This window comes from Mesorhizobium sp. M7A.F.Ca.CA.004.04.2.1 (assembly GCF_004022825.1).
Lineage (GTDB): Bacteria > Pseudomonadota > Alphaproteobacteria > Rhizobiales > Rhizobiaceae > Mesorhizobium.
On record NZ_RZPH01000406.1, the window covers coordinates 1 to 5,033 of the forward strand.

General features: G+C 63.6%; 4 protein-coding genes. 1 reads left to right on the forward strand and 3 read right to left on the reverse strand.

Features of this window, described 5'->3' with window-relative positions:
* Nucleotides 1-119 precede the first annotated feature (119 nt).
* Entirely contained in the window at nt 120-2,207 is a 2,088-nt protein-coding gene (locus EN893_RS18555) for an ATP-binding protein (RefSeq protein ID WP_164748876.1), read from the forward strand.
* Between the two features lie 112 nt (nt 2,208-2,319).
* Here the strand turns inward: EN893_RS18555 and EN893_RS18560 are convergent, their stop codons facing one another.
* The 3 genes from EN893_RS18560 to EN893_RS18570 form a co-directional block, all read right to left on the reverse strand.
* Nucleotides 2,320-2,730, reverse strand: coding sequence for a hypothetical protein (locus EN893_RS18560; protein ID WP_127271289.1), 411 nt, complete (start codon nt 2,728-2,730; stop codon nt 2,320-2,322).
* 210 nt (nt 2,731-2,940) lie between these two features.
* On the reverse strand, nt 2,941-4,251 hold the full coding sequence (locus tag EN893_RS18565; RefSeq protein WP_127268957.1) for a flavin monoamine oxidase family protein: 1,311 nt from the start codon (nt 4,249-4,251) through the stop codon (nt 2,941-2,943).
* A gap of 98 nt (nt 4,252-4,349) precedes the next feature.
* On the reverse strand, nt 4,350-5,033 hold a 684-nt coding region (locus tag EN893_RS18570), incomplete at its 5' end, for a dipeptidase (RefSeq protein WP_206640135.1).

Sequence of the window (5,033 nt, forward strand, 5' to 3'; positions counted from 1 at the left end):
ATATCTTCTCGCTGCCGACCGGCGACGGCAACTGAGCACCGGGCCAGAAGGATTCGGTTGCTCGCCAGCCAGAATTGGCACGACTCCGAATTGGCGCGACTCCGGAATGACAGCACAAGATGATCGCTGAAGCAGCAAGCACCGATATGCAAGGGTTCAGGCAGGGCGCGGCGATGGCGGCCGTGCGTGTCGTTCGCCGGCTGCGCGAGGCCGGCGACTGGCAGCGCGAGATAGACGGCATACTGGAAACGCTCTGCCGGGCCATGGATTGCCAGCGCGGCATCCTGTTTCGCTTGCGCGAGCTGCCCGGCCAGGGCTTCGCCCAATCCGTCGCAGCCTACTGGATCGACCCTCTTTTCGGCGGCGAACTGGCGTCGCCGACCGTCATCATGCAATCGATCGTCAATTCGGACCCGCTGCTGGAGCGGCTGGCCGAGGACGAGAGGCAAGGCAAGGTGTTCGCCGGGCATACGCGCGACCTTGAAGGCTTCCTGAGGGCCGACTTCGAAAAACAGCACATCAAGTCGTTTCTGTCGGTGTCGGTATTTGCGCATGGCCATCTCTGGGGGACGCTGGCAGTCAATGACTGCGTCAACGAGCGTGCATGGACGGACGAGGAAGAGGCGACCCTGCACATCATCGCGCTGGCCATCGGCGACGCCATCGAGCGCTCGCCCTCCGACGCCCACGCCAGCGAGGTCATTCGCCGCACCATGCTGCAGGCCTCGCTCGACGCTATCGTCGTCATCGACGAGACCGGCTCGATCATCGAATTCAATCCGGCCGCCGAGAAGATGTTCGGCTTCCAGCGCAGCGACATCCTCGGCAAGGACCTGCTCGATACGATCGTGCCGATCTACTACCGCAAGGGCTATGCCTCAGGGGCCGAATACATGTCCGGCCGCGGCGCGCCGATGGTCGGCCAGCGGCTCGAGACGGTGACCCAGAATGCCGCCGGCGAAGTGTTCCCGATCGAGCTGACGGCGACCGAGATGCGGGTCGCCGACCGCCGCCTGATCTTCGGCTCCATCCGCGACCTGCGCGACAAATTGCGTGCCGAGGAAGAAATCGGCCGGCAGCGCGAGAAGCTGCACCAGAACGAGAAGATGGCGGCAATGGGTTCGTTGCTGGCCGGCGTGTCGCACGAACTCAACAATCCGCTGGCCGTGGTTGTGGCGCAATCGACGCTGCTGCACGAATTCGCTTCCGATCCGCAGACCAAGGTGCGCGCCGAGAAAGTCCGCGCCGCGGCCGAGCGCTGCGGCCGCATCGTCAAGAGCTTCCTGTCGATGGTCCGCCTCCATCCCGCGGCACAGGCCGAGACCGACCTCAACCAGGTGATCCGGTCGGCACTCGAAGTGACCGCCTATGGCGCGCGCTCAAGCGGCATCGTCATCGACACCGATTTCGCCGCCGGCCCGCTGCTGGCCATGGCCGACGCCGACCATGTGACGCAGGTAGCGGCCAACTTCCTCATCAACAGCCAGCACGCCTTGGCTGGCATTGCCGGTGACCGGCTGATCAAGGTGCGGACGTTCCGCAGCGACCGCGGTCATCCCTGCTTCTCGGTCGAGGACAATGGGCCCGGCGTGCCGGAAGCGATCCGCGGCCGCATCTTCGAATCCTATTTCACCACCAAGCCGGTCGGCGTCGGCACCGGCATCGGCCTGTCGATCTCGAAATCGATCATCGAGCGGCACAATGGCAATGTCTGGTTCGAGGAAGTGCTCCCGAGAGGCGCGCGTTTCGTCGTCCAGCTGCCGGCCATCGTGGCCGGCCTCGCCACCGCCGGCGACAACCAGCCGCGATCGAGCGGCCTGCGCCATGCCTTGATCATCGACGACGAGCCGGATGTCGCCGGCTCGCTCTCCGACATTCTCGAGCTGATGGGCATCAAGTCGCGGATCGTTCCTGTCTGGGAATCGGCCGCCGCCACTTTGAGCGGCCACATGCCGCCGGACATCGTCTTTTCGGACCTGCGCATGCCCGGCGTCAGCGGCATATCGATCTATCGCGAGCTGCTCGCCGAAAAGCCTGACCTGGCGCGGCGTTTCGTGCTGGTCACAGGCGACCTGATCGGTGCGAAAGCCGAAATCGAGGCCCTGCCGGCACAGCAGCGGCCGCAGATCCTGGAAAAGCCGTTCAGCACGCTTGATGTGCGCAGTGTGCTGTCTGCCATTGCCGAACAGGCGGCCTTTAAAGGATAAAAAAGAGGCCCCCGGGGGCGGGGGCCGAAGAAGAGCGCGCTGGAGGGAGCGCTCGGGGAGTCCAGAACATGATCCCAAAACGGGAACGGTTTCGGATCGTGCTACGACAAAATCAGAAAATATTCGGCGTGTCGGCCAACGGTGCGGCAGTGGCGATCATGCGGATGGCGCGGCTCTTGTGTGTTCCGGACTGTTCGGCGATTGCGCGCAGGCAATCGATACTCTCGGCACCCCAGGTCTGGCCCTTGCAGGCGAAGTCGGTCACCGGTACCGGCAGACGCGCGGTCCTGGTCGTCGTCTGCGCGCCGTCGATGAGATTGGACGGCGGATTCAACGAAGCGAAGGCCGGCCCGATTGTCGGCGTGAACGCCATGCCGACGAAGGCGCAAGCAGCCAGCACCATGAACATCGCCATGGGGTGGTCGCTGGCCCGCTGGCGCAGCGCCAGTTTCGGACGGCGGTCGTTGCGCTCTGGAGCCTGAAGGCGGCTCTCGCCGCGGATCGTCTGGATTTTCGCATGCATTGCCTTCCCCTTCGCTGAGTTTCTTTTGGCGGTGAAATGAACTTATCCGCACTTTGTAACGACGATGGGGTGGCGAAGGACTGGCACTGTAACCAATTCGAAACAGCATTCGGGCGAAGTCGGGCAAAATCGGGCATAGCTTCGACGGCGCTCGGGCTCGAGGCGCAACCTGACCCGATCTTGCCAAACAGTTTTTCGAAAAGACCAGGCTCAGACCGGAGCTTGAAGCTCGGCAATGATCTTGTGCGCGGCGATACGCCCGGCAATGATGGCGCCCTCGACATACCCCGGAAACGACGGCGAGAGTTCTGAACAGGCGAGATACACCGGCGGTGCGCCGGCAAGGATCGTTCGCTCGGCATCTCTTGCTGTCACGTCGACAACAAGATCGCTGTACGCGCCGCCGCTCCAGCGATCTCCTACCCAGTCACGCAAACTGAAATCGATGACATCACCGGCATCCGGGCCAAGGGCTGCCTCCAACCGGCCGGTCACCTCCGCACGCAGTTCCACCTCGCCGAGGTCACGCCAGCGCAGCGCGAGCGACCCGCCGACGAACACGACGAGCGCGGCATGCTCCGCATCCTTGCCGGCGTCGCAGGCAAACAGCCCCGGCGGATCGAGCCACATCACCATGCCGTTCAAATCCCGCCCGCGCCAAAACGGTTTGGCATAGCGCACCAGGATCTTGATAGCCGCGCCGCTTTTCCAGGCGCCGAGCGCCCGCCCCAGTCCAGATGGCAAGGCGGGGGCAAAGGCGAGCTCCGTCACCGTCGCCGGGGGGACGGCAACCAGAACCGTGCGCGCCTCGATGGCACCCCCGGCCGAAACGACAAGAACACCTTGCGAACTATACTCGATGCGCGTGACCGGCTCGCTGAGCCGCAACCGATCACTGAGGTCGCGGGCCAGATCGTCGGCCAGTGAATGCATGGTTTCGCGCACGAAATATTGCAGCTCCGGCACCTCGTTGGTGACGCGTCGGTCATTGTCGATCAGATACCAGAGAGGAATCTGATCCAGCGTCATGCACCAGAGACCTTCGATCATCGAACGGAAGACGGCCCTGGCGTCGGCCGAATCGCGCTGGCGGGCAAGCCAGTCGGCAACGGTCAGTCCGGCAATCGAGACGTCGTCCGGATCGATCCCGTTCATGCGCTCGCGGATTGCCATTGCCGCGTCATAGATCCGCTCTGCTCGTTGTACGGACATCGTCGGCTGGGTGATGAAATCGCCATCGACATAGGTTTCAACCAGCGTCTTGCCGCGCGCCTCGATCAGCGCCATCAATTCCGGCATGTCCTCGCACAGGAACTGGCCGCCACTATCGATCCGTTCGCCAAGTCCGTTCAGGCGGGACTCGACGCGTCCGCCGACGCGGTCGCCTGCTTCGAGCAGAATGAAATCGATGTCGGCCTTCTTCATCTCGAGCGCCGCCGACAGGCCTGTGAAACCCGCACCGACGATGACGACATCGGTTCGCTCGAATTCGCCGCCCTCATCCGTGAAGGTCTTCAGCATTGCCGGCTATCCACCCAATCGCATCCGGCTTCCACCGACGAAGTATGTCCTTGTCGACATATGCCGGCGGGCCGCACACGCCATGCCGCAGGCTGTCTCTAACCTATCGTTTTCTCGAGCATATTGAGCCAGTTGCGATAGGCGATTTTTTCGATCAGTGCGCGGCCGAAACCGCGTGCCGCCAATGCATCGATCAGCTTCGGCAGGCCGGCGACATCCCCGATGACGGCCGGGATCATGGCGCCGTCGAAATCGGAGCCAAGACCAACGCCGTCCTCACCCAGCGCCTGCAGCAGCGAATCGATATGCCGCACCATGATGTCGAGGCTTGTGTCGGCATTCATGCGACCATCCTCGCGCAGGAAGCCGGTTGCGAAGTTCAGCCCGACCATGCCGCCGGTTTCGCGGATCGCGCCGAGCTGCCAGTCGGTCAAGTTGCGCGAATGGCCGCAGATCGCGTGCACGTTGGAATGGGTCGCGACCAGCGGCGCATCGCTGAGCGCCGCGACATCGCGAAAGCCCTTCTCGTTGAGATGCGAGAGGTCGATCATGATCTTCAACTGGTTGCAGGCCTTGACCAGCGCCTTGCCGGCATCGGTGAGGCCGGGGCCGGTGTCGGGCGAGGACGGGAAGCGGAACGGCACGCCGTGGCCGAAGGCGTTCGGCCGGCTCCAGACGATGCCGAGGGAACGCAGGCCGGCTTCATGCAGCACGTCGAGCATGGTGAGCTCGGGATCGATCGCCTCGACCCCTTCGATGTGGAACACTGCGGCGATCGAGCC

Bases quoted from the DNA above. Each gene is read 5' to 3' on its own strand.
- EN893_RS18560 (WP_127271289.1), bottom strand. From the start codon at position 2,730: ATGCATGCGAAAATCCAGACGATCCGCGGCGAGAGCCGCCTTCAGGCT.
- EN893_RS18555 (WP_164748876.1), top strand. From the start codon at position 120: ATGATCGCTGAAGCAGCAAGCACCGATATGCAAGGGTTCAGGCAGGGC.
- EN893_RS18565 (WP_127268957.1), bottom strand. From the start codon at position 4,251: ATGCTGAAGACCTTCACGGATGAGGGCGGCGAATTCGAGCGAACCGAT.